At 49.5% G+C, this 25,662-nt stretch carries 22 protein-coding genes and 3 pseudogenes; 10 read left to right on the top strand and 15 right to left on the bottom strand.

Annotation, left to right across the window (positions count from 1 at the left end):
• Window positions 1–56: 56 nt before the first annotated feature.
• Genes fhuB through ABDK09_16890 form a run of 3 tightly spaced genes read right to left on the bottom strand, consistent with a single transcriptional unit; the run spans window position 57 to window position 3,735 of the window.
• Window positions 57–2,063 carry a Fe(3+)-hydroxamate ABC transporter permease FhuB gene (gene fhuB, locus ABDK09_16900; GenBank protein XAW88716.1) on the bottom strand — a complete coding sequence of 669 codons (2,007 nt, stop codon included), beginning with the start codon at window positions 2,061–2,063 and terminating at the stop codon, window positions 57–59.
• Window positions 2,060–2,959 carry an iron-siderophore ABC transporter substrate-binding protein gene (locus ABDK09_16895; GenBank protein XAW88715.1) on the bottom strand — a complete coding sequence of 300 codons (900 nt, stop codon included), beginning with the start codon at window positions 2,957–2,959 and terminating at the stop codon, window positions 2,060–2,062. Before ABDK09_16895 ends, fhuB begins: the two co-directional genes overlap by 4 nt.
• Window positions 2,960–2,967: 8 nt before the next feature.
• Window positions 2,968–3,735: an ATP-binding cassette domain-containing protein gene (locus tag ABDK09_16890; protein XAW88714.1), complete on the bottom strand. Its 768-nt coding sequence runs from the start codon at window positions 3,733–3,735 to the stop codon at window positions 2,968–2,970.
• A gap of 133 nt (window positions 3,736–3,868) precedes the next feature.
• Between ABDK09_16890 and ABDK09_16885 the strand changes: the two genes are divergently transcribed.
• The 5 genes from ABDK09_16885 (at window position 3,869) to ABDK09_16865 (ending at window position 7,952) form a co-directional block, all read left to right on the top strand.
• Window positions 3,869–4,444, top strand: a complete 576-nt coding sequence (locus ABDK09_16885) for an MSMEG_1061 family FMN-dependent PPOX-type flavoprotein (GenBank protein ID XAW88713.1) — start codon at window positions 3,869–3,871, stop codon at window positions 4,442–4,444.
• Between the two features lie 128 nt (window positions 4,445–4,572).
• Window positions 4,573–5,943: a TonB-dependent receptor plug domain-containing protein gene (locus ABDK09_16880; GenBank protein ID XAW88712.1), complete on the top strand. Its 1,371-nt coding sequence runs from the start codon at window positions 4,573–4,575 to the stop codon at window positions 5,941–5,943.
• Window positions 5,834–6,757, top strand: coding sequence for a TonB-dependent receptor (locus ABDK09_16875; GenBank protein XAW90770.1), 924 nt, complete (start codon window positions 5,834–5,836; stop codon window positions 6,755–6,757). The genes ABDK09_16880 and ABDK09_16875 overlap by 110 nt, the downstream gene beginning before the upstream one ends.
• A gap of 267 nt (window positions 6,758–7,024) precedes the next feature.
• Window positions 7,025–7,375, top strand: a complete 351-nt coding sequence (locus ABDK09_16870) for a hypothetical protein (GenBank protein XAW88711.1) — start codon at window positions 7,025–7,027, stop codon at window positions 7,373–7,375.
• 73 nt (window positions 7,376–7,448) lie between these two features.
• Window positions 7,449–7,952, top strand: a complete 504-nt coding sequence (locus ABDK09_16865) for a VOC family protein (protein XAW88710.1) — start codon at window positions 7,449–7,451, stop codon at window positions 7,950–7,952.
• A gap of 90 nt (window positions 7,953–8,042) precedes the next feature.
• Here ABDK09_16865 and ABDK09_16860 read toward each other — a convergent pair whose 3' ends face one another.
• Entirely contained in the window at window positions 8,043–8,831 is a 789-nt protein-coding gene (locus ABDK09_16860) for a methyl-accepting chemotaxis protein (GenBank protein XAW88709.1), read from the bottom strand.
• Window positions 8,755–9,999, bottom strand: a complete 1,245-nt coding sequence (locus ABDK09_16855) for a methyl-accepting chemotaxis protein (protein XAW88708.1) — start codon at window positions 9,997–9,999, stop codon at window positions 8,755–8,757. The genes ABDK09_16860 and ABDK09_16855 overlap by 77 nt, the downstream gene beginning before the upstream one ends.
• A gap of 672 nt (window positions 10,000–10,671) precedes the next feature.
• On the opposite strand from ABDK09_16855, the gene ABDK09_16850 reads away from it, so the two are divergent.
• Complete coding sequence (locus tag ABDK09_16850; protein ID XAW88707.1) at window positions 10,672–11,358, top strand: EAL domain-containing protein; 687 nt, start codon at window positions 10,672–10,674, stop codon at window positions 11,356–11,358.
• A 214-nt stretch (window positions 11,359–11,572) separates the two neighbouring features.
• Here ABDK09_16850 and ABDK09_16845 read toward each other — a convergent pair whose 3' ends face one another.
• From ABDK09_16845 to ABDK09_16820, 6 genes and pseudogenes are all read right to left on the bottom strand, one after another.
• Window positions 11,573–12,565 (bottom strand): alpha-L-glutamate ligase-like protein, encoded by a 993-nt coding sequence (locus tag ABDK09_16845; protein ID XAW90769.1) that lies wholly within the window; start codon window positions 12,563–12,565, stop codon window positions 11,573–11,575.
• Window positions 12,561–14,069, bottom strand: a complete 1,509-nt coding sequence (locus ABDK09_16840; GenBank protein ID XAW88706.1) for an inactive transglutaminase family protein — start codon at window positions 14,067–14,069, stop codon at window positions 12,561–12,563. The genes ABDK09_16845 and ABDK09_16840 overlap by 5 nt, the downstream gene beginning before the upstream one ends.
• Before the next feature lie 15 nt (window positions 14,070–14,084).
• Window positions 14,085–14,826, bottom strand: a pseudogene (locus ABDK09_16835) (ATP-dependent zinc protease).
• Between the two features lie 178 nt (window positions 14,827–15,004).
• The gene (gene cmoB / locus ABDK09_16830) at window positions 15,005–15,979 is read right to left on the bottom strand and encodes a tRNA 5-methoxyuridine(34)/uridine 5-oxyacetic acid(34) synthase CmoB (protein ID XAW88705.1); all 975 of its coding nucleotides are present in this window, start codon (window positions 15,977–15,979) and stop codon (window positions 15,005–15,007) included.
• A gap of 223 nt (window positions 15,980–16,202) precedes the next feature.
• Window positions 16,203–16,931 carry a carboxy-S-adenosyl-L-methionine synthase CmoA gene (gene cmoA / locus ABDK09_16825; protein ID XAW88704.1) on the bottom strand — a complete coding sequence of 243 codons (729 nt, stop codon included), beginning with the start codon at window positions 16,929–16,931 and terminating at the stop codon, window positions 16,203–16,205.
• Window positions 16,932–17,137: 206 nt separating this feature from the next.
• Entirely contained in the window at window positions 17,138–18,004 is an 867-nt protein-coding gene (locus ABDK09_16820) for a DUF72 domain-containing protein (protein XAW88703.1), read from the bottom strand.
• A gap of 415 nt (window positions 18,005–18,419) precedes the next feature.
• On the opposite strand from ABDK09_16820, the pseudogene aspS reads away from it, so the two are divergent.
• A pseudogene (aspS, locus tag ABDK09_16815) lies at window positions 18,420–20,196 on the top strand (aspartate--tRNA ligase).
• A gap of 178 nt (window positions 20,197–20,374) precedes the next feature.
• Window positions 20,375–20,953: a thymidine kinase gene (locus tag ABDK09_16810; protein XAW88702.1), complete on the top strand. Its 579-nt coding sequence runs from the start codon at window positions 20,375–20,377 to the stop codon at window positions 20,951–20,953.
• A gap of 105 nt (window positions 20,954–21,058) precedes the next feature.
• Here ABDK09_16810 and ABDK09_16805 read toward each other — a convergent pair whose 3' ends face one another.
• The 3 genes from ABDK09_16805 to ABDK09_16795 are packed head-to-tail and all read right to left on the bottom strand — an operon-like array spanning window position 21,059 to window position 23,401.
• Entirely contained in the window at window positions 21,059–21,691 is a 633-nt protein-coding gene (locus ABDK09_16805; protein ID XAW90768.1) for a YdcF family protein, read from the bottom strand.
• Window positions 21,684–22,514 carry an NAD(P)H-binding protein gene (locus tag ABDK09_16800; GenBank protein ID XAW88701.1) on the bottom strand — a complete coding sequence of 277 codons (831 nt, stop codon included), beginning with the start codon at window positions 22,512–22,514 and terminating at the stop codon, window positions 21,684–21,686. Before ABDK09_16800 ends, ABDK09_16805 begins: the two co-directional genes overlap by 8 nt.
• A complete protein-coding gene (locus ABDK09_16795) occupies window positions 22,511–23,401 on the bottom strand; it encodes a LysR family transcriptional regulator (GenBank protein XAW88700.1) in 891 nt (296 codons plus the stop codon). The genes ABDK09_16800 and ABDK09_16795 overlap by 4 nt, the downstream gene beginning before the upstream one ends.
• Window positions 23,402–23,506: 105 nt before the next feature.
• Between ABDK09_16795 and ABDK09_16790 the strand changes: the two genes are divergently transcribed.
• The gene (locus ABDK09_16790) at window positions 23,507–23,926 is read left to right on the top strand and encodes a PACE efflux transporter (GenBank protein XAW90767.1); all 420 of its coding nucleotides are present in this window, start codon (window positions 23,507–23,509) and stop codon (window positions 23,924–23,926) included.
• Window positions 23,927–24,055: 129 nt separating this feature from the next.
• Here ABDK09_16790 and ABDK09_16785 read toward each other — a convergent pair whose 3' ends face one another.
• Window positions 24,056–24,289, bottom strand: coding sequence for a TIGR02647 family protein (locus tag ABDK09_16785; protein XAW88699.1), 234 nt, complete (start codon window positions 24,287–24,289; stop codon window positions 24,056–24,058).
• Between the two features lie 402 nt (window positions 24,290–24,691).
• On the opposite strand from ABDK09_16785, the pseudogene focA reads away from it, so the two are divergent.
• A pseudogene (gene focA / locus ABDK09_16780) lies at window positions 24,692–25,535 on the top strand (formate transporter FocA).
• The last annotated feature ends 127 nt before the right edge of the window (window positions 25,536–25,662 follow it).

The raw sequence follows: 25,662 nt of genomic DNA, 5'->3' as shown, positions 1-25,662 counted from the left end.
GAAGTGTAAAGAAAAAGAGTGATGAGATGACCCATCACTCTTTTTTTGCTTATCAATCAGTTCTTCCGCATCAGGTAGAGGAAGTAAATTCCGCCCAGCATGGAGGAGATTAATCCGGCCGGGAATTGCCACGGGAACCAGACCATACGTCCGACCCAGTCTGACAGGGTCATCACGATGGCGCCAATCAGACAGGCGCTGATTAACTGCGAACGGGCATCGTAGCGCCCCATGGCTCTTGCCATGTGCGGTGCCAGCAGGCCGATAAAGGTCAGCGGTCCGATTACTATGGTACATAAGGTGGTCAATGCCGCGACCATAAGCAGAATGCCTTGCCGGACCCGGCCGACGTGCATACCAAGACTGCTGGCTGACACCTGGCCCAGGCTGACGACATTGACGTGGCGCGAGGTTTTCAAAGCCAGCATAAGCAGCGGGGTAATACCGCACACCAGCATCACCACGTCACGCCATGAAGTCAGATAGGTCGAGCCTGATAACCAGGTCAACAGTGACTGCGCGTCTTCGCTGCTGCTGGACAAAGTAATACGCAGCAGAGCATCCAGTGCGGCACTGAGTGCGATACCGGTCAGTATCACCGTCATTGGTGCGAAATGTTGTTTGCGGCTGGTGGCCCATATGACCGCCGCGACCGCCAGTGCGCCGAGTGTGCCGACGAGTATCTGGCCGTCCCGGCCAAGCTTGATACCAAACATCACACACAAAACCATGGCTAAAGATGCGCCTGAACTGATCCCCAGTACTTCCGGGCTGGCCATCGGGTTAGTGGTCATACGCTGAATCAGTGTACCGGCGACAGCCAGCCCAATTCCGGCCAGCAGAGCGCTCAACAGTCGTGGCGCACGCAGAGCCAGTACATCAGGGCTCACGGAGAAAAACCAGCCGCTGTGCTGATGACCGAGCGTCGCCGCAACCACCATCACCAAGACTAAACCGCTACCGAGCCATAACAACTGGCGCGCGAATGAGGTGTGTTTGTAATGCACCACTGCTTCTGAGGTCTGGGCGTGTTGCGACGGCCAGATATTTCTGGTCAGCAGCCAGAGGAAAAAGGGCGCCCCGATTAATGCGGTCATGGCACCGGTAGGCAGTAACTGGCTGGTCACTTCTTTTGGGATGGCTTGAATCAGCAGGTCAGAGAGCAGCAACATTATGGATCCCAATAAGCCTGACCAAAGGATACGCGCACTCAAAGCCCGCACTTTGAGCAGGCGCACAATATTGGGCGTGACGATACCGACAAAGCCAATCAGGCCCACTTCACTGACCACCACGGCTGTCAGTAAGATAGCCAGCCCTAAACTGATGATCTTATAGCGTTTTACATTGACGCCGATTGAGTCTGCAACGGTATCACCGAGTGCCAGTGAACTGAGCGGGCGCTGTACCAGTAATAACAGCGCAGTGGTGGCAGCAATCACAGGGGCCAGATGCCAGACGCCATCCCAGCCATTCTGATTGAGAGAGCCGGTACCCCACACGAAAATATTCGTCAGTTGCTTTTCATTGAGCAGCATCAGCATGGTATTTACTGAGCCGAGAAACAGGCTGACAACCATACCGGACAAGACCATCTGCACTGCTGCAAAGCCTTTGCGCGCCGATAACCAGAACACCAGCACGGTTGAAAAGACTCCGCCGATAAACGCAAACGTCACCGCCGGCAGCATGGCTAAACCGGGTACCAGCAACATGCTGGCAATCAGACCGAACTGGGCACCGGAGGCTACGCCTAAGGTCGTTGGCGCCGCTATCGGATTTCGCAGCACAAACTGCATCACGCACCCGGCGACCGAGAGTGCAAACCCGCACAGCAGAGCGACGGTGAGGCGGGGCAGGTAAGTCAGGCCGACCACAATATGCTGATAATTGGCGCTGTCATAATAAAACAGTGTTTCCAACAGCAGCTTGGCGCCACCAAAGGGGACGGTCAGTTCGATAAGCACGGCCAGCAGCAACAGGGCCGAGCCAAACCCCAGCCACACCCGCCAGGAGCGGGATGGCTGAGTGTGTTGAGGGGCAGAAACAGTTAAGTCACTCATGGCTGCTCGGTCAGAAGGCGGGTAATGTTATCACTCAGCCGGCGCGCGGCTATCAGGCTGCCGAACGACCAGATTGCCGGCAGTTCATACACCTGCTTGTTACGGGTAAATGCCATCGCCTGCCATAACGGAGACTGGGTCAGGGCTTCGCGATCTTCCGGACGCAGCGGGCCAAAAATCAGTACACGCGTATCCTGATGCTCTGCGATTTTGCTGATTTCGGTGGTGGCGAATCCCCAGCTGTTGGTGGCCTGTTGCCATTCATTATGCAAACCCATCTCAGTGATGGTGTCGTTGATCAGTGAACCTTTGCCGTGAATACGCAGCGTTTGCTTGTTCACGAAGCGGATAAACATCAGGTTACGATCGTCGGCTCCGGCCTGGCGCAGTTTAGCGCCATTGTCTTGCAGATGCTGACGGGTTTGCTTAATCAGCTCATCGGCCTGCTGTTCACGGCCAAGAAGTTGCCCAAGGTCGCGTGTCAGCTTTTCTGCGTTAGCCAGCGGGGTCTGGCTGTCATTATAAATATCGACCACAGCGACTGGCGCGATGCGGCTGAGAGCCTCATAAGCCGGTAACAGATAAGAGCTGATCAGGATCAGGTCCGGCTTGAGTTTTGTCAGTAGCTCAATGTTGGGTTCGGTGCGTGAGCCAAGATCGGCGACGCTGTCGGGCAATGCCGGCTTGCTGACCCACTGGTTGTAGTTTTGTGTGTCTGATGCGGCAACGGGTGTGACCCCGAGACTCAGCACCGCTTCACTCAATCCCCAGTCAAGCGTTGCCACGCGGGCAGGGGTATGGTCGAGGTGCAGGTCAGAGAGGGAGTGGCCAGTCTCCGGTGCTGCGACAGCCCAGCTGGTGTATACAAAAAACAGAGTCAAAAGCATTCTTTTCATGGGGCGTCCTATGGAATATAGCTGATCAACTGGCCGTTAGCCGGATTACGAAATAGTGCGAGATCCATACCGTAGATGGATTTGAGAACGTCTGTCTGCATGATCTGTTCAGGGTTGCCCTGAGCGATCACCTGACCGGATTTGAGCGCGACGATGTGATCGCTAAAGCGCGCGGCCATATTGATGTCGTGCAATACGATCACGACGGTCAGATTAAGGCGCTGGTTTAGCTCGCGGATCATCTCCAGCAGTTCGTACTGATGATGAACATCCAGAGCGGAGGTCGGCTCGTCCAGCAACAGGCATTCGCTTTGCTGGGCAAGCAGCATAGCGACCCAGGCTCGCTGCCGCTCACCGCCGGATAGGGTAGCCACAAAACGGTCGGCATAAGCAGTCAGGCCGGTATGCTCAATCGCTTCTTCAATCGCCTGATGATCCTCGCTGTTGAGCTGGCCAAAAGCGCCTTTCCATGGGTAACGGCCAAAACTGACCAGCTCACGCACAGTCACTCCATCGGTAAGCGGGGGATGTTGTGGCAAATAGGAGACTTTACGTGCAAATGACTTATGTTCGAAACCTTGCAGTGGCTGACCTTCGATATGGATACTACCCAGGTTGGCATGGTATTGGCGGCTGAGTAGTTTCATTAAGGTGGATTTACCACAGCCATTATGACCAAGCAGTGCCGTCACCTTGCCTGGCGGTAAGGTGAGATTGGTCGGGTGTAAAATTACAGTGTTATCTATCTGATAGCTGACGTCTTTTAATGTGAACATGATTTATTAGCAGCCATTACCTTTGGCTCAGTGTCATCCGGTGATAAATATGGTAATGTAAATTATTAACAATTAAAAGTAAGTCGCATTTTCAAATGCATCATTCTTTGACGTGTAGGGATAAATAATAACAATGACTCAGATTACGACACTGGAGCAACTTCGCGAGCTCTATCCAATGCCGGCCCCACTGGTTGTGGAAAAAGATGTTCACCATATTGACCAGCACAGCCGCACTTTTCTGCAGCATAGTACGCTGATGTTTCTGGCTACCGAGGGTAAAGAGGGATTTCTCGATCTATCGCCGCGTGGTGGTGCTGCGGGTTTTATCAAGGTGCTGGATGATCACACCATTGCGTTTCCGGACAGCCCGGGCAACAACCGCCTGGATACTCTGAGTAACTTGCTTGCCAATCCAAAAGTCGGACTGCTGTGCATGGTTCCGGGGGTGGAAGAGATTGTCCGCATCAAAGGAACGGCGTCACTGCACATTGATGAAGAGTTGCGTCAGCAATGTCTGGACGGGAAGAGCACGCCTAAGTTGGTGGTTAAAGTGGCGGTAGAAGCGCTGTTTTTCCATTGCCCTAAAGCACTGATGTTGTCAAAGGTATGGAAAAGCGAGTCGTATCAGGATCGTAGTTTCCTGCCATCACTTTTGGCGATCATCAAAGATCAGCAGGTAGAAAAAAAGCAGCAAAGTGACCGATGATGTGAGACATTTGTCACATTAACGAAGCAAAAATTGAACTTGTCAATTAATCTTCGTTCATGGTGTTGAAATAAATGCAAATGATACCTACTATCATTTGCATTTGATGAATACAACAGCGTAACACTATGAAAAAAACAACGATTGCATCAGTGGTAGCCATGCAATTTGCAGCGGCGGCAATCTACTCTCCTTCTCTCTTGGCCCAGGAAGAGAGCGCATCTCAATTATCTCAACTATCTCAACCTTCCCAGTCTTCTCAGCAAACTGAGTCAGCGATGGATACCCTGGTGGTCACCGGGCGTTATACCGCGACTGAACAAGTCTCCAGTGCGACGGGAATGGATTTGTCCGATATGGAAACACCGCAGTCGGTGAGTGTTATTACCGAACAACGTATCAAAGACCAGGGGCTATCTAACGTTAAAGACGTGGTTAATACCGCGGTGGGTTTATCGGTTGATCCTGCTGATACTGAGCGTAATACTTTTGTCTCGCGCGGCTTTGTGGTCGGCAGCTATCAGGTCGATAGTGTACCGCAATCTTTGGGCGATCTTGGCGGCGCGCTCGGGGAGACCCTGATCGATTTGTCGATTTATGACCGGGTGGAGATCGTGCGCGGAGCAACCGGACTGATGACAGGTTCGGGGAACCCGGCAGCTGCGATCAACTTCGTACGTAAACACGCCGACAGCAAAGAATTCCGTGGTTATGTCAATGTTAAGGCGGGGAGCTGGGACAGACGTGAAGTCACGACTGACTTATCGGGAGCGCTCAACGACAGCGGCTCTGTGCGCGGTCGAATCGTGGCGAAATACGATAAACACGGTTCGTTTATGGATCGTTACACCAAAGAGACCTCGGTACTGTATGGTGTGGTCGATGCTGATATCACTGACAACACGCTGCTGAGAGTCGGGGCCGGTCTGCAAAATAATAATGCTGACGGTGCAACCTGGGGCTCGTTGCCGTCACATTACACTGACGGTGAAAAGATTAACTGGTCACGCTCCATGTCGACAGCGACCAACTGGAGCTATTACGACACCGATGCTAAATACTATTTCGTTAATCTCGAGCATTATTTTGCTAACGGCTGGCGTCTAAAGACCGATTACAGCCACAATGAATATACCAATGATGACAAACTGTTCTATATCGGTGGTCAGATAGATAAGGCCGATGGTGGTGCTTCACTGGGTCAGTGGATTATCAACGGGGATTCAAAAGCCACCATCGACAGTATCGGTACACAACTGAATGGTGACTTTGGCTTATTCGGTCGTCAGCACGATTTTGTTGCTGGCGTACTGTTCAGCCATCAGACCCGCAAGATTTATTACGGATATCCGGCTGAGAGCGGACAAACGTTCAACCAGAGCTTACTGGATTATCAAGGCAACGTATCAGTATCAGGCTGGCCGGAGCGCTCACTGGACTCGGATTACACCACTGAAGAAACTGGGCTTCTACGCCGCAACCCGCTTCGATGTCACTGATAACCTGAAATGGATTGTCGGCAGCCGCGTGTCTAACTGGAATCGTGATGGTCTGTATTCGACCGCCTCGGCAACCAGTGACGTTGACTACGGTGATAATGGTGTGATTACGCCATACACCGGATTACTGTACGATATCACGGCGCAACATCGTGCCTACGTAAGTTATGCCGAAATCTTCCAGCCACAATTTAACAAAGACGCCAGCGGCGACTTTATTGATCCGCTGACCGGCACAAACTACGAAGTAGGGCTGAAAAGCAGTTTTGCCGATGACCAGATTCATACTGCCATCTCTGTATTTCGTATTGAGCAGGATAACTTAGCTGAATCAACCGGCACGCTGAACAGCAAAGGTGAAACGATTTACCGTGAAGTTGATGGGGTGACCAGTAACGGCTTTGAGCTTGAGGCGAACGGTCAGGTGACAGAAGGCTGGAATCTGAGCGCGGGCTACTCGCAATATACCGCTAAGGACAAAGATGATCAGCCTGTCAGCACAACTCGCCCGCGTAAGCAGTTCAAGCTGTTTACGACCTATAACTTTACCTCAGCGCTACCAGAGCTGACCTTGGGTGGTGGCGTGAAATGGCAAAGCCGGATTTTTGCTGAAGACAGCAGCGGCTATCGCACCGAGCAGAGTGACTATGCTTTGGTTGACCTGATGGGGCGCTACGACATTACCCGCCAGACTCAGGTTCAGGTCAATATCAACAATGTGTTTGATAAAAAATACTATGCCGGGATCTGCACCACCTGTTACAGCTACGGTGATCCTGCCAACGTCACCGTCAGCCTGCAACATAACTTCTGATGGTGTGACAAGCGTTTAACGCTGGCGGATTAGCAAAGTTGCACGACAAACAACGGGAGCATACTGCTCCCGTTTTTGCTAAGTGTTCACTGTATTTAGCCTTTGCAATCTGTTTAATGGTGTATCTATTTTTATAATCAATTATGCGCTTATGCTAAGGCGTGTGATAAGGTGAACTACAGCGTTTGGGTTATCAGATTACGGCTGAGGATCCGGATTCTGTTAGTATGAGTTATCGCTTACCCCATGAAAATTAAAGGTCTTACGATGAATTTTGCAACGTTGCAGGATGCAGAAATCTGGCAGATTGCCAATCAACTGATGGATAACCTGATGGAAGGGTCGACGGCGATCAACCATGCCCAGCATACCCGTGATTTTACTCCGCGTTTGCGAAGCTTGGTAACGCCGGATTATTTGCAGCACGTCTGTGAAACTTATCAAAGAGATAAGGGCTTCTTCACCAGCAGAAAACCGATGCTGCTACTGCGTCGGCCAGACTCAATCGCGCTGATATGGCAGCAGCAGTTCAGCAAAGTGAGTGGTGACTATGTAGCGGAGATGGTTCTGGTGCAGCAAGATGGCCGATTTTTGGTCGATCACGTGATGGTTTTTTAACTGGCGGCAGCCAATAGCAATCGATAAGCAAAGCAACAATCGATCAGCAAAGTAACAGTCAATCAGGAAAGCTATGATTCCTAAAAATACCAAGCTAAGGATTGCACGTCCGACCGATAATCTGGAAGTCATTACCGATATGTATATCCGGGGACTTGGTTTTGAGCGGTTGGGCAGTTTTAGCGACCATAATGGTTTTGACGGTAGTATTATCGGCCACCCGCAGCATAACTATCATCTGGAGTTCACCCATCATCGGGGTACTCAGGTGGGCAAAGCGCCGACGCAGGATAATTTGCTGGTATTTTATCTGTCCGAACAGTCAGAGTGGCAGCAGTGCTGTGAACAGATGCTGGAGGCAGGTTTTATCCTGGTCACTTCATATAATCCCTATTGGGATGTGGTTGGTAAAACATTCGAAGATGTTGATGGCTATCGAGTGGTATTGCAGAAACCGGGAGTGGTCAGCCTAGCTCACAATGAGGCCATAAGATCAGGTTTAAATCGAGAAGCGGTGTTTAAAGAGAGAGGCGAGGTTTTACCGATAGACGAACTCTACAGAGAAGTTAGGTTCTAACAGAGAAGTTAGGTTCTAACAGAAAAAGCAAAGCCCGCCGAAAAATTCGGTAGTCGTTTACGGCAGGCTAGAGTCTTGAGCCTGATTCAGTTACGCGCTGAGTTTAAACTGAGTAACAAGTTCGTTAAGCTGATCCGCCAAACGGGCGATTTCGGTACTTGAGCTGCGGGTCTGGTTTGAAGCGACGGCGTTTTCCTGCGCAATACGCTTCACATTGACCACGTTTTCATTGATGGTTTCCGCCACCGTACTTTGCTGCTCGGAAGCGCTCGCGATTTGCATGTTCATGTCATTAATCACACCAACCGCATCGGTGATCAATTGCAATACTCCGCCGGTTCTGCTTGCCTGATCGACACAATCATCCGCCAGTGATTTGACCTGATTCATCACTTCAACCGAGCTTTTAGTACCGGACTGTAACTGCTCAATGATGGACTGAATTTCAGAGGTTGACCCCTGGGTGCGCGCGGCCAGTGAACGTACTTCGTCGGCAACGACAGCAAACCCGCGCCCTTGCTCACCGGCGCGGGCCGCTTCAATCGCGGCGTTGAGGGCCAGCAGGTTAGTTTGATCGGCGATAGCACGAATGACATCCAGAATTGAACTGATATTAACTACATCCTGCTGCACGATATGTAACTTTTCGGAAGAAAGGTTCACACTCTCCGATAAGGAGCCGATGGAGCTGACCGTCTGTGCGACGACTTTGGCGCCTTGTTCTGCCTGTTTATCGGCGTCATTGGCAGCATCGGCCGCTTTAGCCGCGTTGGAGGCAACGTCGTGCACTGTCGTTGCCATTTCATTCATCGCCGTCGCGACCATATCGGTTTCCGTTTCCTGCTGAATGATACCTTGTGTGGTTTGGTCGGTGACCACCGCCAGTTTCCTCTGACGCGGAAGCCAGTTCCGCACTGGCACTGTGAATGGTTAAAATCATCTCGGTCAGATGATTGGCAGTGTTTTGAATCGCGTTAAGCAGTGTGCCGGTCTCGTCGGTACGATTTGTTGCGACCTGTATAGTGAGGTCACCTTGGGCAAGTTGATTGGCGGCCCCGACCGCGGCCTGAATCGGTTTGGTTATGTTGACAGTGAGCAGGTAAGCCGCTACGACTCCCAGTACAACCGCTGCAACGGACAGTATCAGTGTTAACTGAATACTGCTGTCGGTGTTGCGTTCTACTTCTGCACCAAGAGCGTTTTGATCACCGATAATCGACAGTTTCACCTGCTCAACTTGACTGGCGACATTCGGCCCCTCGATATCCAGAACTTGGTTTATCAGTTCGTTACGCTGAGTTATCATACGGTTAATATCGCGCATCGCAGCCACATAATCACTGTGAGCCTGTTTGAATTCAGTCAGCATAGCGAGGTGTTGTGTCGTGAAGAGATTCTTTTCAAGGTTGGGCAATACCTGCTTCATCGCCTCATCCATATTGGTAAGGGCCTGATCAAAATCCTGCTTTGAATTGGTTTGCAAGAACTTGGCGACGTAGAGGCGACCGGTGAGCATGACTTTTTGTACCTGACTGGCGTCATACACGGCTTCAGTGTTGCCATTGTCGTACACGGACTGGATGAGGTTGTCTATTTGGCGGCGCATTTTTTCCCCGCTGGGGATCAGGCGCTGATCATGGGCAGTATTGCGTTGTTCTATCAGGCGGGTGACGTTATCAAATGCGTTCTGGTATGTGATGACCGAGGAGGAGATGGACTGGATCAACTGTACACGAGAAGGTTCCTGAATATCGTCCTTAGCTTGCTGTAACAGATCGTTCATTTTGGACAGATAATTTTTATAGTCCTGCAGACTCTTCTCGTCCTGAGCAATCAGGTAGTTTTTTACATTCATACGAACCATCAGCATATTGGCCTGTAGCTCTCCCGCCAGGTTACTGTCATCGGCGAGATCACCGTAACTCATCAAACCCTGGTCGGTTTTAGTTAATGCCAGAATGCTGATTGCCAGAACGACAGAAAGCAGTGTTAACAAGGCACCAAAGCTCAGCGCCATCTTCTTGCCTAATTTTAGGTTATTAAACATGCCAACTTCCTTGTATCGATAATAAAAGCCTTTATGCAGAATAGCCTAGTTTTTATTAGTTAAATATCAGTAGTAAATTATATCGTACATTGTTTTGATTTAGATCATGATAAAAATATCAATATTATTTTCGTGATAATAATTATTGATATCAATAATATGGCTAATTTTGAGATAGGTGTTTTTATGGAGGGGGTGGCCGTTTTTATATTGGCAACAGTTTTATAGTTATTCCTTAACAAAGTGTAATAAAAACAGATAATTTAAATATCAATTTAATCATTTTAGTTGTAGTCTGCTCTTAGTTTTGCTGTCGTTAATGATCCAGTATAACCTTAATAAAAATAAATAGAGTAATTAATCTAGATATTGATCCGGATAGTTCTGTGGGGAAATACTGCACAAGCCAATTCATTAAGTAGAAAATTAACAAAAAATTGAAATGATATTTTTTATTGATCTGTGACCAGAGTCGATGATTCATTCTGTGTCAGGACGAATGATTTTATTCGTCCTGCATGATTCGGCGATGGTTGCGTTCCTGTATAAATATGACTAATCTGACTGCCTGGTATACTCGTAGGCTATTTTATGAAAGACAGTCTCAATCACGGAGACAAATCATTGTGCAGACAATGTTCCGGGCACAGTAAGCTCGAATTTGATTTCACGATGGCGTTCCAACCTATTATCGATTGCACATCAAAAACAGTGTTTGGCTACGAAGCCTTGGTCAGAGGGCTTGAGAATCAGTCAGCGTATTCGATTATTTCTCAGGTTAATGACGACAACCGCTACCTGTTTGATCAGTTGTGTCGTGTCAAGGCGATTGCCTTAGCGGCTAAGCTGAAAATAGATTGCATGCTTAGTATCAATTTCCTGCCTAATGCCATTTACAATCCTCAGCGCTGCATTAGAACCACGCTAGATACCGCCAAAACCCACCAGTTTCCCATTCAAAATATCCTGTTTGAGTTCACCGAAGGTGAGAAAGTACAGGATAGTAATCATATTCGTGCCATTGTTGAGTACTACCAGGCGATGGGATTCAAAACTGCGATTGATGATTTTGGTGCCGGTTATTCAGGTCTCAATCTTCTGGCTGATTTTCAGACGGATATCGTCAAGTTGGATATGGCGCTGATTCGTAATATTGATACTGATACAGGGCGTCAGACTATCGTTACACACACGTTGAATATGTTACGTGAGCTTGGGGTCAGAGCATTAGCGGAAGGGATTGAAAGTGAGGAAGAGTACCGCTGGTTAAAAGCGGCCGGGGTGGAGCTGATGCAGGGCTATTACTTTGCTAAACCTGGTTTTGAATCGTTGCCTGAGATCGACTTTTCCGCGCTTTAGACTTCTACACGTTTTAAATGCAGTGTCAGCCATTCGATACAAGCTTAGCGGGTAACAGTGAGCTCAGCGCTTAAACATCATCTTAGTGATGAAATTTTAGTGATGAAAGAGTGAGCCGGAACTTCGCAACAAAATAAGCGGATAAAAAAACGGAAGTCGCGGTGACTTCCGTTTTCAGATCAGGACGATGTCTGTTTTGGGTCAGAAAACGCCTTTAAAAGCTGACTGCTTCACCTTTAACACCAAACTTCTTCATGGAGTAGGCGACACGTTCGGCCGGGGTAGGTGGAATCAGCACGCTGCCCAGATTTTCAATGTGGTGCAGGCGTGGTAACAAGCCAGCACCATTGGCAATTTGGATCGCAAGCCCCGGACGAGCGTTCAGTTCTAGTACCATAGGGCCTTCTTCTTTATCCAGCACCATATCCGTCCCCACGTATCCCAGACCGGTCATCTCCCAGGCACTGGCTGCAAGCGTCAGAAGTCGCTCCCAATGAGGCACTTCAAGGGTAAACAGGTCTTTACCTGTATCCGGATGGTGGGTGACAGGACGGTTAAACTGAACGGCACGCACCGCTTTACCGGTCGCGATATCGATACCGACCCCGACAGCCCCCTGGTGCAGGTTCGCTTTACCGTCTGACGCTGAGGTAGAAAGACGCATCATTGCCATCACCGGGTAGCCTTTGAAGACAATGATACGCACGTCCGGCACACCTTCGTAACTGAAGCCGTCAAAACAGTCATCGAACTTAATCAGGTTCTCAACCACAGCAACGTCATTTTTACCGCCCAGAGAAAACAGGCCTGCAAGCGCGTTACTGATATGACGTTCGACATCTTCTTTACCGATGGTTGCGCCAGAAGGTTTAGTGTACACCCCGTCTTTGTGAGAAGTGACGACTAAAATCCCTTTCCCCCCGCTGCCTTGTGCTGGCTTGATGACAAAGCCTGGCCATTTTTTAACCATGTCGTGAATGTATTTCACATCTGCCTGGTTAGCAATGACACCAATCAGCTTCGGCACGGTACAGCCAGCCTGCTGCGCGATCAGTTTAGTCTTGAGCTTATCATCCACCAATGGGTACTTTGAACGGTCGTTGTAGCGACCGATGTAACTGTGGTTACGCTTGTTCATACCCATGATCCCCTTGCGACTTAGCTTGAAAGGGGAGGTGTAGTCAGAGAGAGAAAACCGCATATTAATCTCCGTCAGCCAGTGGTTTGAAGCGACGCAGTTCTGTGATGCGGTAACCGGTATAGGTACCAAACAGCAGAATCGCAGCCAGTACAATCAACTGCAGACCGATGAAGTTAAAGGTCAGGTGCTGCACGTAGGAGTTCGTCATGGCCAGGTAGATCAAGACCGCAGTAAACAGCGAGCCGCCACCTTGCAGAATGACTTCCTTCGCACCTTCTTCTTCCCAAAGAATCGACATACGCTCGATGGTCCACGACAAAATGATCATCGGGAAGAACGTAATGCTCAGACCTTCGGTCAGGCCGACTTTAAACGCCACCACGGTAAAGACCGAAATGATCAGAATAACCGATATGATCACCGCGGATATCCGCGCCACGAGCAGCAGGTTCAGCTTCGACAGGTAACTTCGTATGATAAGGCCCGTGCCGACGATCAGCAGGAAGCCGATAATACCTGTGGTGAGCTGAGTCTGCACAAACGCTACCGCGATCAATACAGGCATAAAGGTCCCCGATGTTTTCAGACCGATAATCACCCGCAGGAAGACTACAATCAGGGCGCCGATTGGGATTAGCATGATGGTTTTGAACATTGCCTGTTCTTCCAGCGGCAGGCTGTGAATCGACAGGTTGAGCAGGCCGTCAGACTGAACTTTGTTGCTGGTAGCTTGTTGCGGAGTCATATCCTGGGCAATCATACTGAAATGCACCTGGCTGTTCTGACCGCCGATGACGTCCAGCAGTGAAATGTTGGATTCATCCCACACCAGCAGATTCGGATGGCTTGGCTGAGTTCCGGTTTCCGGATTAAACAACACCCATTTTTTGCCATTCCATACTTCATTCATGTGCTGGATGGTCTGACGGCGACGGCCGTCTTCCAGCTCAATCACGCCAACCACTTTATTCGGAACCTGAGCATACGACAGCAGTTTTTCTGCCGCGTCTACCTTGCTCATATTATTCAGCAGCAGGGAGGCATTCTGACTTTCTGCGTCATTGAGGGTTTTGATCAGTTCACGTGCAAAGGTGATGTGATCGGCGGAGCGTTGAGTCGCACGTTCGATCAGAGCAATTGCAGATGCCTCTTCCGGACCATTAAAGGTGGGTTTAACCGGTTTGCCGGTCGGCGGAACAGGTTTAGCTTGTGATTGAGGATCAACCAGGAATTGAGTTTTGTAGTAAATAGTTTGCGGACCAGTGGCATGGCGAATGGACCATTCGGCACGGCGACCGCTTTCGGTCGTGACGTAGGATATGCCATAACCTGGAGAAGAGGCGTTTTCACCCACCAGGGTAAAACCGTCCTGGGTGTGTGGTGCGGCCAGAGAAACTTTGGCTTCTTTGCCCTGGGCGACAAACTCGATTCTGGCTTCAATATCCCAGACCTGACGAGTCTCACCTGGCGTCCAAGGGACACCGTAGCTCTGATGGCGAATCACGCTTAAGGTAATGCCGATTGCGACCAACAGAATAATCGATAGATAAAACGGAATTCTTGACGTCATAAGTGACCTTATTTCTTATTTTGATCCTGTCTGAATGTGTTTGCGACTGACATCCACTACGGCGATATCACGAATAAATTCGCGGCCAAGAAGAATCGGATGGCTCATCTGTGAACGGTCAGCCAGAGTAAATTGAGTTTTTTCATGAATAGCGCCGAGTTTGACCCAAAGTTCAACCACTGCGCGACGCTCGGTATCCTCACTTGTTGACTGGCGAATACGCACATAACGTAAGATTGGCGCTTCAATCCAGTTGGTGTCATCTTTCGCACCTTGCTCATCACTTAAATGAAAGCGTACCCAATTTTTACCATTGCGTTCGAACTCTTCAATATCAACCGCGTTGAGTGATGAAGTTGCGGCGCCGGTATCAATGCGGGCATTAAATGATTTGTTAACAACATCCAGTGTCACGGTTTCAATTTCACCCAACACAACTTCATGACGAGGCTTGGTCTGAACGACAGTCGGTTGTGGTGAAGGTGCAGGCGCCCGGGCTGCTTGCTTTTTGTGTTCTTCAATAGTGGTTTGCAACTCGTTGACTTGAGTCGTTAATGTGGAGACGTGATTTTCAAGGCTATCGATGTAATCCATCTGGTTACTGATATGCAGTTTCCAGATTGGTCATCTTATTAGATAACGTGGATTCGGACTGTTGAATCGCGTCCAGCGTAGCATGATGATACTCATCGCCTTTCAATAGTGTACAACCAGAAAGCATTGTCAGTGCGACGACGGGTGCAATTCGCTTAAACATTTGCGACCTTATTCTTCAATTATCAGTTGATGTAGTTATAGCAAAGGATGAGCAAAGCATCCTTGGCTAGATTATTCCTATCTGAGGAATAGCGAGTTAAAACTGTGTCAAATATCCCTGTTTCTTCAACAGATTCAGGGAATATTAATAGCATTAAGTGACAGCAGTGTCGCCTGAATCAGGCGGGTTTTTTTGCGACCAGAATAGCGCGACGTGGTGCCGGATATCCTTCCACGGTTTTTGACGGGTCATTCGGATCGATATAATCCGGCAGGGAATTGTGCGTCATCCATTCCGTGCTGCGTTGTTCGCCCAGTGAAGTGATATTCTCATCGACAATCCGTACGTCTTCAAAGCCGACCTTCTCCAGCCACACTTTAAGTGCTAACGCAGAAGGGAAGAAGTAGACGTTACGCATCTGCGCATAACGGTCAAATGGCACCAGCACCGCGTTCTCATCACCTTCAATCACTAAAGTTTCCAGGATCAGTTCGCCACCGGCAACCAACTGATTTTTCAGTTGCAGCAGGTGATCAAGCGGTGAGCGGCGGTGATAAAGAACACCCATACTAAATACCGTATCAAAGGCTTCCAGCTCCGGCAGTTGTTCAATACCCAGCGGTAGCAGGTGAGTACGCTGGTCACCTCCCATTAACTTGCGCACAGCCTCAAATTGCACCAGAAACAGTTCTGACGGGTCGATACCAATAACCTGATGGGCTCCTTCACCAAGCATACGCCACATGTGATAGCCGTTACCACAGCCCACATCAAGCACGCTGCGGCCTTTTAAAGGCGTAATGTGTGGCAGCAGGCGATCCCATTTCCAGTCTGAGCGCCATTCAGTGTCGATATGAATACCGTGCAGGTGGTATGGGCCTTTACGCCACGGGTGAAACATTTTTAATAAGCTTTCCAGCTTTTTCTGTTCACCCAGGGCCAGGGGCTCCTGGTTGGTTACACTTACCGACTCTTTCAGGTCAATGTTGTCTGGTTTGAAGTCCGGGATCTTCTTTAAAGCACGTAACCAGCGGTCCATATCACCGTGACTTTTGTCTTGCCAGTCAGCGAGTTGCTGAGGCAGGATTTTGAGCCAGGGTTGCAGACGCGTGTCCTGAGCCAGTAGCGAGTAAACATTACCAAAGTCAAACATGGCAGGGGATTCCTAATTCCGACATCTTTGCCCTGACCTAAATAATTAATGCAATCACTGATTCCGTCAGGGCAGGGAAACGCGTTGCCTAAAACTGATTTGTGCGCCAATCGGTTCGGCGCGAGTTGTTCTGTTTACCAACAGAGATGCTCTCAAACTAAGCTGCTTTGGAAATGAGCTGTTTGAAAACGTGCCTGAGTACGAACTTACTTAATCGCAAACGTTACTTAATCGCAAACATCGAGCCGAAGTTAAAACACTGGAACCAGACTTCATAACTGGAGAAGCCGATCTTTGCAAAGCGCTCTCGGTGTATTTCTACTGAGTCAGGGCGCATGACATTTTCAATTGCGCTGCGCTTCTGGCTGATTTCCAGTTCGCTGTATCCGTTGGCACGTTTAAAATCATGGTGTAAATCAATTAATAATTCGTTCGCCACCTGATTTTCAAATACATATTTCTCCGACAGAATTAAAATACCGCCAGGACGCAGACCGGCGTATATTTTTTCCAGCAACGTAAAACGATCTTGCGGAGAAAGAAACTGCAGGGTGAAATTAAGCACCACAACCGACGCATTTTCGATCGTTACATCACGGATATCGGCTTCGATAATTTCAACCGGCGTATCTGACCGATAAGCATTCACGTGTAATTTGCAACGTTCAACCATCGCCGCGGAGTTATCGACACCGATGATTTTGCAGCCTTCTTGTTTAATACCACGACGCATCGACAGGGTAGCCGCGCCCAGTGAGCAGCCCAGGTCATACAGGTTGCTGTGGGGTTTAGCAAAACGCTCCGCCAGCATACCAATTGCAGAAATAATATTGGCATAGCCGGGAACCGAGCGCTGAATCATGTCCGGAAAGACTTCAACCACACGTTCATCAAAGGTAAAGTCGCCAATCTTATCGATTGGTGATGAGAATATAGTGTCTTTGTTGCTCATGGTGACCTCAAGGCGGCTAGCGTCAGCCTGACCAACAGCATCAGGCTCAATAAAAGGCGCGTATTTTATGAAAAATTTAGTCTTATGTCATTAGTACCCGGGCTGCTAAAGCGTATTCCGTCTCATCTGTTTAGAAAGTGCTGAAAAAATCAACGCAGACACGACGCAAACGATTAAAAACTATCGAAATGAGAGTAGTCCGCCAATCAGAACATTGAAATCTGACTGTCGCCCTGGCTGGCCGGAAAGGTGGCGAGATCCGGCAAAGACAGCTGTTGCTGCAGTTGCTGATACAGCGACAGCGCGAGTTCCGGCGCCAGATTATTATCCGGCGTATGTATCATCACATACGGCTGTTTACCCTGGGCGACCCACTGCGGGAGTTTTTTTAGCCAGGGCTGGAAAAAAGCGAGATTGGCATCAAGATCCGGATGGCCGATAAAGCGCATCATCGGGTGGGTGGCCGTCGCAATGGCATGGACCGGCACTTTAGGCTTTTTCATCTGCGCATCAATGATGACTTCATTGATCGGTTCCGCTGCAAACACCGGGCGACTGTCCATAATGATGCGGTCAATGCCTTGTTCCAGCAGCCATTGATTGAGCTGGCGCTCTTCTTCTCCCTTAGCGAAAAAACCGGGATGGCGCACTTCAACTCCGAGCGGAAATTGTTTGGGAAAATAGCCGCAGAACTTTTTCAACTGCTCCAGCTGAGCCGGACCGAAGGCGGCCGGTAACTGAATTGTCCACATGCCAACGCGTTCATGCAGCGGCTCCATCAGCGTCATAAAGTGTTTTAACTCGTCCTGGCAGCCCTGCAACATTTGCTGGTGGGTTATCTGTTTAGGCAATTTAAAGGTGAAGCGAAAATCATCATGCGTGGCCGCTTTCCAGTTACTGACCGTCACCGGAGAAGGGGACGCATAGAAGGTGGTGTTACCTTCCACGGTATGAAATACCCGGCTGTACTTATCCAGTCGTTCCGATGCCTGAGTGCCCCGGCCGTAAAAGCTGCTTTGCCAGGCAGGGTGGGACCACATTGTCAGGCCCAGTCTTAGGGGAAGTTCCGTCATGATTTTTTCTCGTGTGCGGTGACTTGTTTCCGGGATGTATCGCTGTTTTAACGATAGCGGTGACTTGCGGGCAAATGCCACCGGCGCGTTCAGCGAGTGATTCAGTGTCGGGCAGGATACGACAGATTGACGCTTTGCCCAAGTGCGAACCAATCTGACGGTCGCTAACCTCGCAATTCGCCGCCGGTTAGGGTTATAATCGGCGCCAATTTTTCGTGTTGCGCCACGGCGATATGTGGATTTGACGCATTATTGTACTAAAAAAGCGCGACACTGGATAAATCACAACAAATTGTATTCTGTAAGGTCGATTTTAGCTGCCTTTCAGCGTATAAATGGAACTTTGCGCCGCGCCGGAGACTGTTTCCGACGCGGCTTAGAATTTGATGACTAATTAGAGATTGGGAATTTCACTATGCGTAGCCATTATTGTGGTCACCTGAACAAGTCCCTTGCAGGACAAACTGTAGAAACTGTGCGGCTGGGTAAACCGTCGCCGCGATTTAGGCGGACTGATCTTCATTGATATGCGAGATCGTGAAGGCGTCGTTCAGGTGGTTGTTGATCCCGATATGGCAGACGTTTTTGAAGTGGCAAACCAGCTTCGTAATGAATTCTGTATCAAACTGACCGGTGAAGTGCGTGCACGTCCTGAAAGCCAGGCGAACAAAGACATGGCGACAGGTGAAGTGGAAGTTCTGGCGACTGGTCTGTCGATCATTAACCGTTCCGATGTCCTGCCACTGGACTTCAACCAGAAGAACTCAGAAGAGCAACGTCTGAAATATCGCTATCTGGATCTGCGTCGCCCTGAAATGAGTGACCGCATTAAACTGCGTGCTAAAGCGTCAAGCTTTGTACGTCGTTTCCTCGACAGCAACGGTTTCCTGGATATCGAAACTCCGGTTCTGACCAAAGCAACCCCGGAAGGCGCTCGCGACTACCTGGTACCGAGCCGTGTTCACAAAGGTAGTTTCTACGCGCTGCCACAATCACCACAGCTGTTCAAACAGCTGCTGATGATGTCAGGCTTTGACCGTTACTACCAAATCGTAAAATGTTTCCGTGACGAAGACCTGCGTGCTGACCGTCAGCCAGAATTCACCCAGATCGATATCGAAACGTCATTCATGACGTCAGATGAAGTTCGTGCAGTGACTGAAAAAATGGTTCGTGACATGTGGCTTGAGCTGCTGAACGTTGACCTGGGCGAGTTCCCGGTGATGCCTTACAGCGAAGCGATGCGCCGTTTCGGCAGCGACAAACCAGATCTGCGTAACCCGATGGAAATGGTGGACGTTGCTGACCTGCTGAAAGATGTTGAGTTCAAAGTGTTCTCTGGTCCGGCTAACGACGCGAAAGGCCGCGTTGCTGCGCTGCGTGTACCAGGTGGTGCTGCACTGAGCCGCAAGCAGATCGACGAGTACACTTCATTCGTTGGCATCTACGGCGCGAAAGGTCTGGCATGGCTGAAAGTGAACGATCTGGCTGCAGGTATGGAAGGTATCCAGTCTCCGGTTGCTAAATTCCTGAACGAAGAAATCATCAGCTCTATCATCGAGCGCACTGGTGCGCAAACTGGTGACATCATCCTGTTTGGTGCGGATAAAGCCAACGTCGTTTCTGAAGCGATCGGCGCACTGCGTCTGAAAGTCGGTAAAGATCTGGGTCTGACTAACGAGTCAGCGTGGGCTCCGCTGTGGGTTGTAGACTTCCCGATGTTCGAAGCTGACGATGAAGGTCATGTTTCTGCGATGCACCACCCATTCACTTCTCCGCTTAACATGACTGCGGAAGAGCTGAAAGCGAATCCGGAAAATGCACTGTCTAACGCGTACGATATGGTACTAAACGGCTACGAAGTCGGCGGTGGTTCAGTACGTATTCACGATGCGAAGATGCAGGCTGCAGTATTCGACCTGCTGGGTATCGATGCGGCAGAGCAACAACTGAAATTCGGCTTCCTGCTGGACGCACTGAAATTCGGTACGCCACCACATGCAGGTCTGGCATTTGGTCTGGACCGTCTGGTGATGCTGCTGTGTGGTACGGAGAACATCCGTGACGTGATTGCATTCCCGAAAACTACCGCAGCGGCGTGTCTGCTGACTGACGCACCAAGTGCAGCGAACCCGGCGGCTCTTGAAGAGCTGGCGATCGCCGTCACGGCAGCGAAAGAAAAAGCGGAATAAGCGTTAAATAAATCAGGGTGGCTCAGCCGCCCTTTTTTTTGTCCGGTGCCTTGGTATGTTTACCAGGGCACGTTTGTGTAGTGCTTTGCTTGTCCCGTCCCCGAGTTAAGGGGCGGGCGTGTGCAGGGCACCTGTTTCTGGCTTTACACAGCCAATTTTTGCACAGGAATCAGCTCTCTTGGCTCAGATGTATTTTTATTACTCGGCAATGAACGCGGGTAAGTCAACCACACTGCTTCAATCTTCGTTTAACTATCAGGAACGTGGCATGACACCGGTGATTTTCACCGCGGCCATCGATGACCGTTTTGGGGTCGGTAAAGTCAGTTCACGCATTGGTCTCGAAGCCGATGCGCACCTGTTTACCGCAGAAACCAATCTGTTCGATGCCATCAAGCAGCTACACCAGAATGAAAAGCGTCACTGTGTACTGGTTGATGAGTGTCAGTTTCTGACAAAAGAGCAGGTGTATCAGCTGACCGAAGTGGTAGATAAACTGGATATCCCGGTATTGTGCTACGGTCTGCGTACCGATTTCCTGGGAGAGTTGTTCGAGGGCAGCAAATATCTGTTGTCCTGGGCGGATAAACTGATAGAGCTGAAAACCATCTGTCATTGTGGCCGTAAGGCCAACATGGTGATTCGTACTGATGAACATGGCAACGCCATCTCAGAGGGTGATCAGGTTGCGATCGGCGGCAACGATAAATATGTATCAGTGTGTCGTCAGCACTATAAAGAAGCGTTAGGTCGCTGATTAAACGTGCGTTGCGAACGAAAAAGGATGGGCTAGCCCATCCTTTTTTCATCGGTTACTTACCGGTAATATTAACCATTATCGCTAATAGTCACGCCGTGACTATTACGCTGCCAAAGGTTTGAGGGCGAGATAGGCCTGCTCCACATCGGCCGGGATCACCTGCTCAATCTGAAAGCCTTTCTGCGGGTAGTGCTGAATACGCTCAAAGTCACCAATCACGGCTTCCATGACGAAATCCAGGGTCAGATCTTCGGTCAGGTAATCGAAAATACCACAGCCGGTTGACGTCACTTGCAGCGATTCTATTTCTCCCGGCCACTGTTTGACGAAAGTGGCATAGGCACGGCGCTCCATATACGGTTTTTGTACCAGCAGAATACGCTTGGCTTCAATCCCTCTCGCTTGCAATATTTCATAAGTAAAGCGCACATTTTCGCCGCTATTGCTCGAGCGTGGCTCAAGTAACAGGGCTTCTTCGGGCACGCCGCAATCTTTGGCGACGGTGGCAAAAGTAACCGCTTCACTGTGCTCAAAGATACCATCGGTAAAACGCCCGTGACCACCGGAAAAAACAATCAGCGGGGCGAGCCCTTTGTGATACAGCGACGCCGCATATTCCGCGACACGAGTATCATTGCTGCCCGGGACAAAAATGACATCGGCTGGCGTCAGCTCATGACCCAGTTGCATGTATTGCCACAGTGTTTCCAGATGTTGATAAAGGTGTTTATCCATCGGCATTTAAAGCCTCCAGTGTATTCGAATAATGGAACTGATAACCGGCGGAAACCAGTTTATCAGCCACAATGAGTTTGTCGGCGACATCCACCACCGCCGGCAGCGGGTCGGTTGATGCAACCGCATCCAGTGCCGCCTGATAGAATTCCGCTTTGCTGACCGTGTTCGGCGTGGTGGCATTGACCACATCATGCTGCAGATGCTCGACGGCAAATGTCGCTGCGCCAATGGCATCATCAAGATGCAGCATGTTGGCCGGTGCCAGCGTACTGACCTGTTTCAGTCTGGCCGCAAAGCGGGACGGGTGGCGATCCGGGCCAATCAGGCCACTGCAGCGCACAACGGCGTAATCCAGCCCAGAGTCTAAAACGCTCTGTTCCGCTTGCAACATCACTTTTGCATTGGCTGAGAAATCGGCATCAGATTGAGCCAGAGCCAAAGATGCTTGTTGCTCAGTCATGGCTTCAGCCCGGTTCGGATAGACAGTCGTCGAGCTGATCATGATGATTTTTTTACACTGCGCGCGTTGTGCCGCTGATACTAAATCTTGCCATTGTTGGGCATATTCGTCGCCCTGACCACGGCGAAAACCGGGCGGAAAACTACCGACTACCGTATCGCAGCCTAATGACGCTAATGTGTCAGCCAGATGAAGGGGATTGTTCAGGTCGCAGACAAAGCCCTCAATACGCTGTGTTGCTAGTTGCTCGATACCGGCCTGGCTGGTACGGCTTGCGCTGACCTGGTAGCCAAGTGTCTGTAAATGTTTCGCCAGTGGTAAACCTAACCAGCCGGCTCCGATAATAGCAATGTGCTTCATGAGGCAGATCCTTTAAACAGTTGTCGCAAAAGTTGACGAGTGCGTTGATGAAGTGTGTCGGACGAGGTGTGGTGATGTTGAATCACGTCCACATTGGTGTACCAGGCCAGTTGCTCAAAAGCGACCGGGACACGGACCAGTTCACCGTTATCAACATGGGGACTGGCAAGATGAGCAGGTAACAGACACCAGCCACATCCGTGCAGCGCCATATCCAACAATAAATAATAATTATCAGCGTACCATACATCCGGGCTGTGCGGTTGATGAAAGCTGCTGGATGAGTGGTTTCTGGAACCTATTACCAGTTGGCGGTGCAGACGCAGGGTATCGACATGTGGTGCCACCGATTGTGCCAGGGTATGTTGCGCCGCGACGTAGACATCAAACTTAATTGAGCCGATCGATTCGAAATCCAGACTTTGTGGCAGGATTTGCTCACTGAATATCAGCCCACAGCTTGCGCGCCCGGTTTCAACCATCTCGATGATATCTTTACTTGATGCACTCAAACATTCCAGTTCAAGGCGGGGAAATTCCTGTTCCAGCCGGGTGATAAGCGGGGTAAGACCCGACAGCAGAATACCCTCATCCATCGCCAGCGTCAGATGCTGGTTTTGTGGTGCATGCAGACTCTCTGCCAGAGACTGAAAACGTTGATGTTGCTGTAGAGCCGCTTTGGCGTAGGGCAAGAGTTTATGTCCGGCAGCCGTTAACACCGGATAGCGGCCACTGCGCTCAAATAAGCGCATATCGCAGTCGATTTCCAGATTAATAATATGTTGACTGATGGCTGACTGTACTTTACCCAGTTTACGAGCGGCGGCAGAAAACGACCCTTGTTCGGCGGTCGCTATAAATGCGGCCAGTTGTTCAATGCTGTACATGTATCGTTATTAGTGATGGTATCTAATTATTTAGTATCTAACTATTAGATGATAATCGCCGTGTGTTCAACGTTAAAATGAAGATCTACGATGAAAAAACCTGTGATGTCCGCTTGGGAGCGAGTATTCCATGCCGTCAGTTTCGAACTGCTGGCATTAATGTGCCTGGTGCCGGTCGGCGCGCTGTTTTCCGGCCAGCAAGCGACACATCTGGCCTTGGTTGGCCTGGGACTGAGCCTGTTTACCGTGGTATGGAACTTCTTATATAACCTGATGTTTGATCGCATCATGCAAGATGATCGCAGTCTGCGGACTTTACGCCTGAGAGTCGTGCATGCGTTGGGCTTTGAAGGTAGCCTGGTGTTTGTCACCGTGCCTGTTCTGGCCTGGGTATTGAACATTTCTCTGCTGGAGGCGCTGATGGTTGAAGCGGGTTTCTTACTGTTTTTCTTTGTCTATACCATCGTATTTAACTGGCTGTATGACAGGTACCAGCCTTACCAGCGCTGGTTTGTGACCGTATAACGGATTTATGCGGCTGAAAAGATGTGGGACGGAATAACGAATGGGGCAGCGCACAGAGCGACCTGATGCCCTGGCTTGACTCCCTCAACAAAAAAGAGCGTCGAAGGACGCTCTTTTGCTATGTCTGGATTATTCGCTCAGAACGCGCAGTAGGCGATCCGCCTGCTCGGCCATCTCAATGCCTTCGTTAGTCAGATAGCCACCATCAGGTAAAGTACATAAGCCTTTGTCATGCAGTCGCTGCACGGCACTGATCAGTGAATCGGACGCATCTTGGTGAACTTTAATCCCGGTCGCCGCACTGCCGATATCAAACTGAAGCAGAACGTTCAGTTCGTCGATATGCTGTTGAGAAAACTTCATCTTAAGTCCTTCTTGCAGGTTGAATAAGTTTCACCATAGGCGGGCATTGCTGTGGATGCAATCTTGCTCTGACAGATTTGTTAGGTCGGACAGTTCTGTTACTTTTTTGTGCAGTTATTAGTTCCGGAGGGAATAAAAGCGCCTAAGAATCGTCATAGGATTTATAAAGCTAACCGGCAGGGCAGTATACGGTAAATTATCATTTTAATTGATTAACATCAGTATAATAAATATATATTCATGATAATAACTAATACTAGTTATGGTTTAACACTATATTCCCAGTTATAACGTCTCGTATCATAGAATTTATCTATTACTTAATAAATTGCACTTGAATAAATATGGAAATAGAGCGATTATCCGCCACCTCTCTGTGTTGTATCAAAATGTAACCGTATTATGGACCTTAATCAATTCGACTCATTACTGCCTCCTCAAATGGCAGAACGCGCCGCTGATGTTGGCGTAAATAAAGCGACTAAACCTGCCTCTAAATCTTTCCTTCTTGCTATCTCTGCTGGTATTCACATTGGTATCGCTTTCGTGTTTTACACCGTAGTAACCACAGGCGCGCAAGATATGCCTTATGGCGTGACTAAACTGCTGGGTGGCCTGGCATTCAGCCTGGGTCTTATCCTGGTTGTGATTACCGGTGGTGAACTGTTTACCAGTTCAGTCCTGACTCTGGTTGCCAAAGCGAGCGGAAAAATCACCTGGCTGCAATTAGTTAAAAACTGGGTGGTGGTTTACTTTGGTAACATGCTCGGTTCGATTCTTCTGGTCGGAATCATGTTTGCCACCAAGCAGTTTATGGACAACGGCGGTAATTTGGGCCTAAACGCATTAGCGATTTCCCAGCACAAGTTGCACCACAGTTTCTTCCAGGCATTTTCCCTGGGTCTGATGTGTAACATTCTGGTTTGTCTGGCGGTTTGGATGACGTTCAGTGCCCGTTTCTCTGACCGACAAAGTCATGGTGATGGTATTACCTGTGGCGATGTTTGTTGCGTCTGGTTTTGAACACTGCATCGCAAATATGTTCCAGGTTCCGATGGCGATTGCGATCAAGAACTTTGCTCCAGATACGTTCTGGCAGATGACAGGTGCGGATATTGCCCATTACGCTGACCTGACGCTAAGTAACTTCTTCTACAGCAACTTGTTACCAGTGACGCTGGGTAACATCGTTGGTGGTGGCGTGTTTGTTGGTATCTGGTACTGGATGGTTTACCTGAAAGACTGATGCAGTTGACGCCAGCTCAACTTGATTGCAACAAAAAACGCCACGAAGTGGCGTTTTTTTATGGGCGCTGAAAGCGATCTTTTTATGGGAATTGAAAAACATCTTTTTATGGGCATTGAGAAACCCC

It is taken from the genome of Vibrio sp. CDRSL-10 TSBA (genome assembly GCA_039696685.1).
Taxonomy (GTDB): domain Bacteria; phylum Pseudomonadota; class Gammaproteobacteria; order Enterobacterales; family Vibrionaceae; genus Vibrio.
The sequence above is the reverse complement of the archived record's forward strand: the minus strand, read 5'-3'. Positions and strand labels throughout refer to the sequence as shown.

Coding starts and splice junctions, on each gene's coding strand:
- ABDK09_16840 (XAW88706.1), bottom strand. CDS start 14,069: ATGACGTCAAGAATTCCGTTTTATCTATCGATTATTCTGTTGGTCGCA.
- ABDK09_16785 (XAW88699.1), bottom strand. CDS start 24,289: ATGAAGTTTTCTCAACAGCATATCGACGAACTGAACGTTCTGCTTCAG.
- fhuB (XAW88716.1), bottom strand. CDS start 2,063: ATGAGTGACTTAACTGTTTCTGCCCCTCAACACACTCAGCCATCCCGC.
- ABDK09_16805 (XAW90768.1), bottom strand. CDS start 21,691: ATGGATAAACACCTTTATCAACATCTGGAAACACTGTGGCAATACATG.
- ABDK09_16790 (XAW90767.1), top strand. CDS start 23,507: ATGTCCGCTTGGGAGCGAGTATTCCATGCCGTCAGTTTCGAACTGCTG.
- ABDK09_16885 (XAW88713.1), top strand. CDS start 3,869: ATGACTCAGATTACGACACTGGAGCAACTTCGCGAGCTCTATCCAATG.
- cmoB (XAW88705.1), bottom strand. CDS start 15,979: ATGTTTGACTTTGGTAATGTTTACTCGCTACTGGCTCAGGACACGCGT.
- ABDK09_16820 (XAW88703.1), bottom strand. CDS start 18,004: ATGACGGAACTTCCCCTAAGACTGGGCCTGACAATGTGGTCCCACCCT.
- ABDK09_16880 (XAW88712.1), top strand. CDS start 4,573: ATGAAAAAAACAACGATTGCATCAGTGGTAGCCATGCAATTTGCAGCG.
- ABDK09_16870 (XAW88711.1), top strand. CDS start 7,025: ATGAATTTTGCAACGTTGCAGGATGCAGAAATCTGGCAGATTGCCAAT.
- ABDK09_16855 (XAW88708.1), bottom strand. CDS start 9,999: ATGTTTAATAACCTAAAATTAGGCAAGAAGATGGCGCTGAGCTTTGGT.
- ABDK09_16795 (XAW88700.1), bottom strand. CDS start 23,401: ATGTACAGCATTGAACAACTGGCCGCATTTATAGCGACCGCCGAACAA.
- ABDK09_16895 (XAW88715.1), bottom strand. CDS start 2,959: ATGAAAAGAATGCTTTTGACTCTGTTTTTTGTATACACCAGCTGGGCT.
- ABDK09_16850 (XAW88707.1), top strand. CDS start 10,672: ATGGCGTTCCAACCTATTATCGATTGCACATCAAAAACAGTGTTTGGC.
- ABDK09_16800 (XAW88701.1), bottom strand. CDS start 22,514: ATGAAGCACATTGCTATTATCGGAGCCGGCTGGTTAGGTTTACCACTG.
- ABDK09_16865 (XAW88710.1), top strand. CDS start 7,449: ATGATTCCTAAAAATACCAAGCTAAGGATTGCACGTCCGACCGATAAT.
- ABDK09_16890 (XAW88714.1), bottom strand. CDS start 3,735: ATGTTCACATTAAAAGACGTCAGCTATCAGATAGATAACACTGTAATT.
- cmoA (XAW88704.1), bottom strand. CDS start 16,931: ATGAGCAACAAAGACACTATATTCTCATCACCAATCGATAAGATTGGC.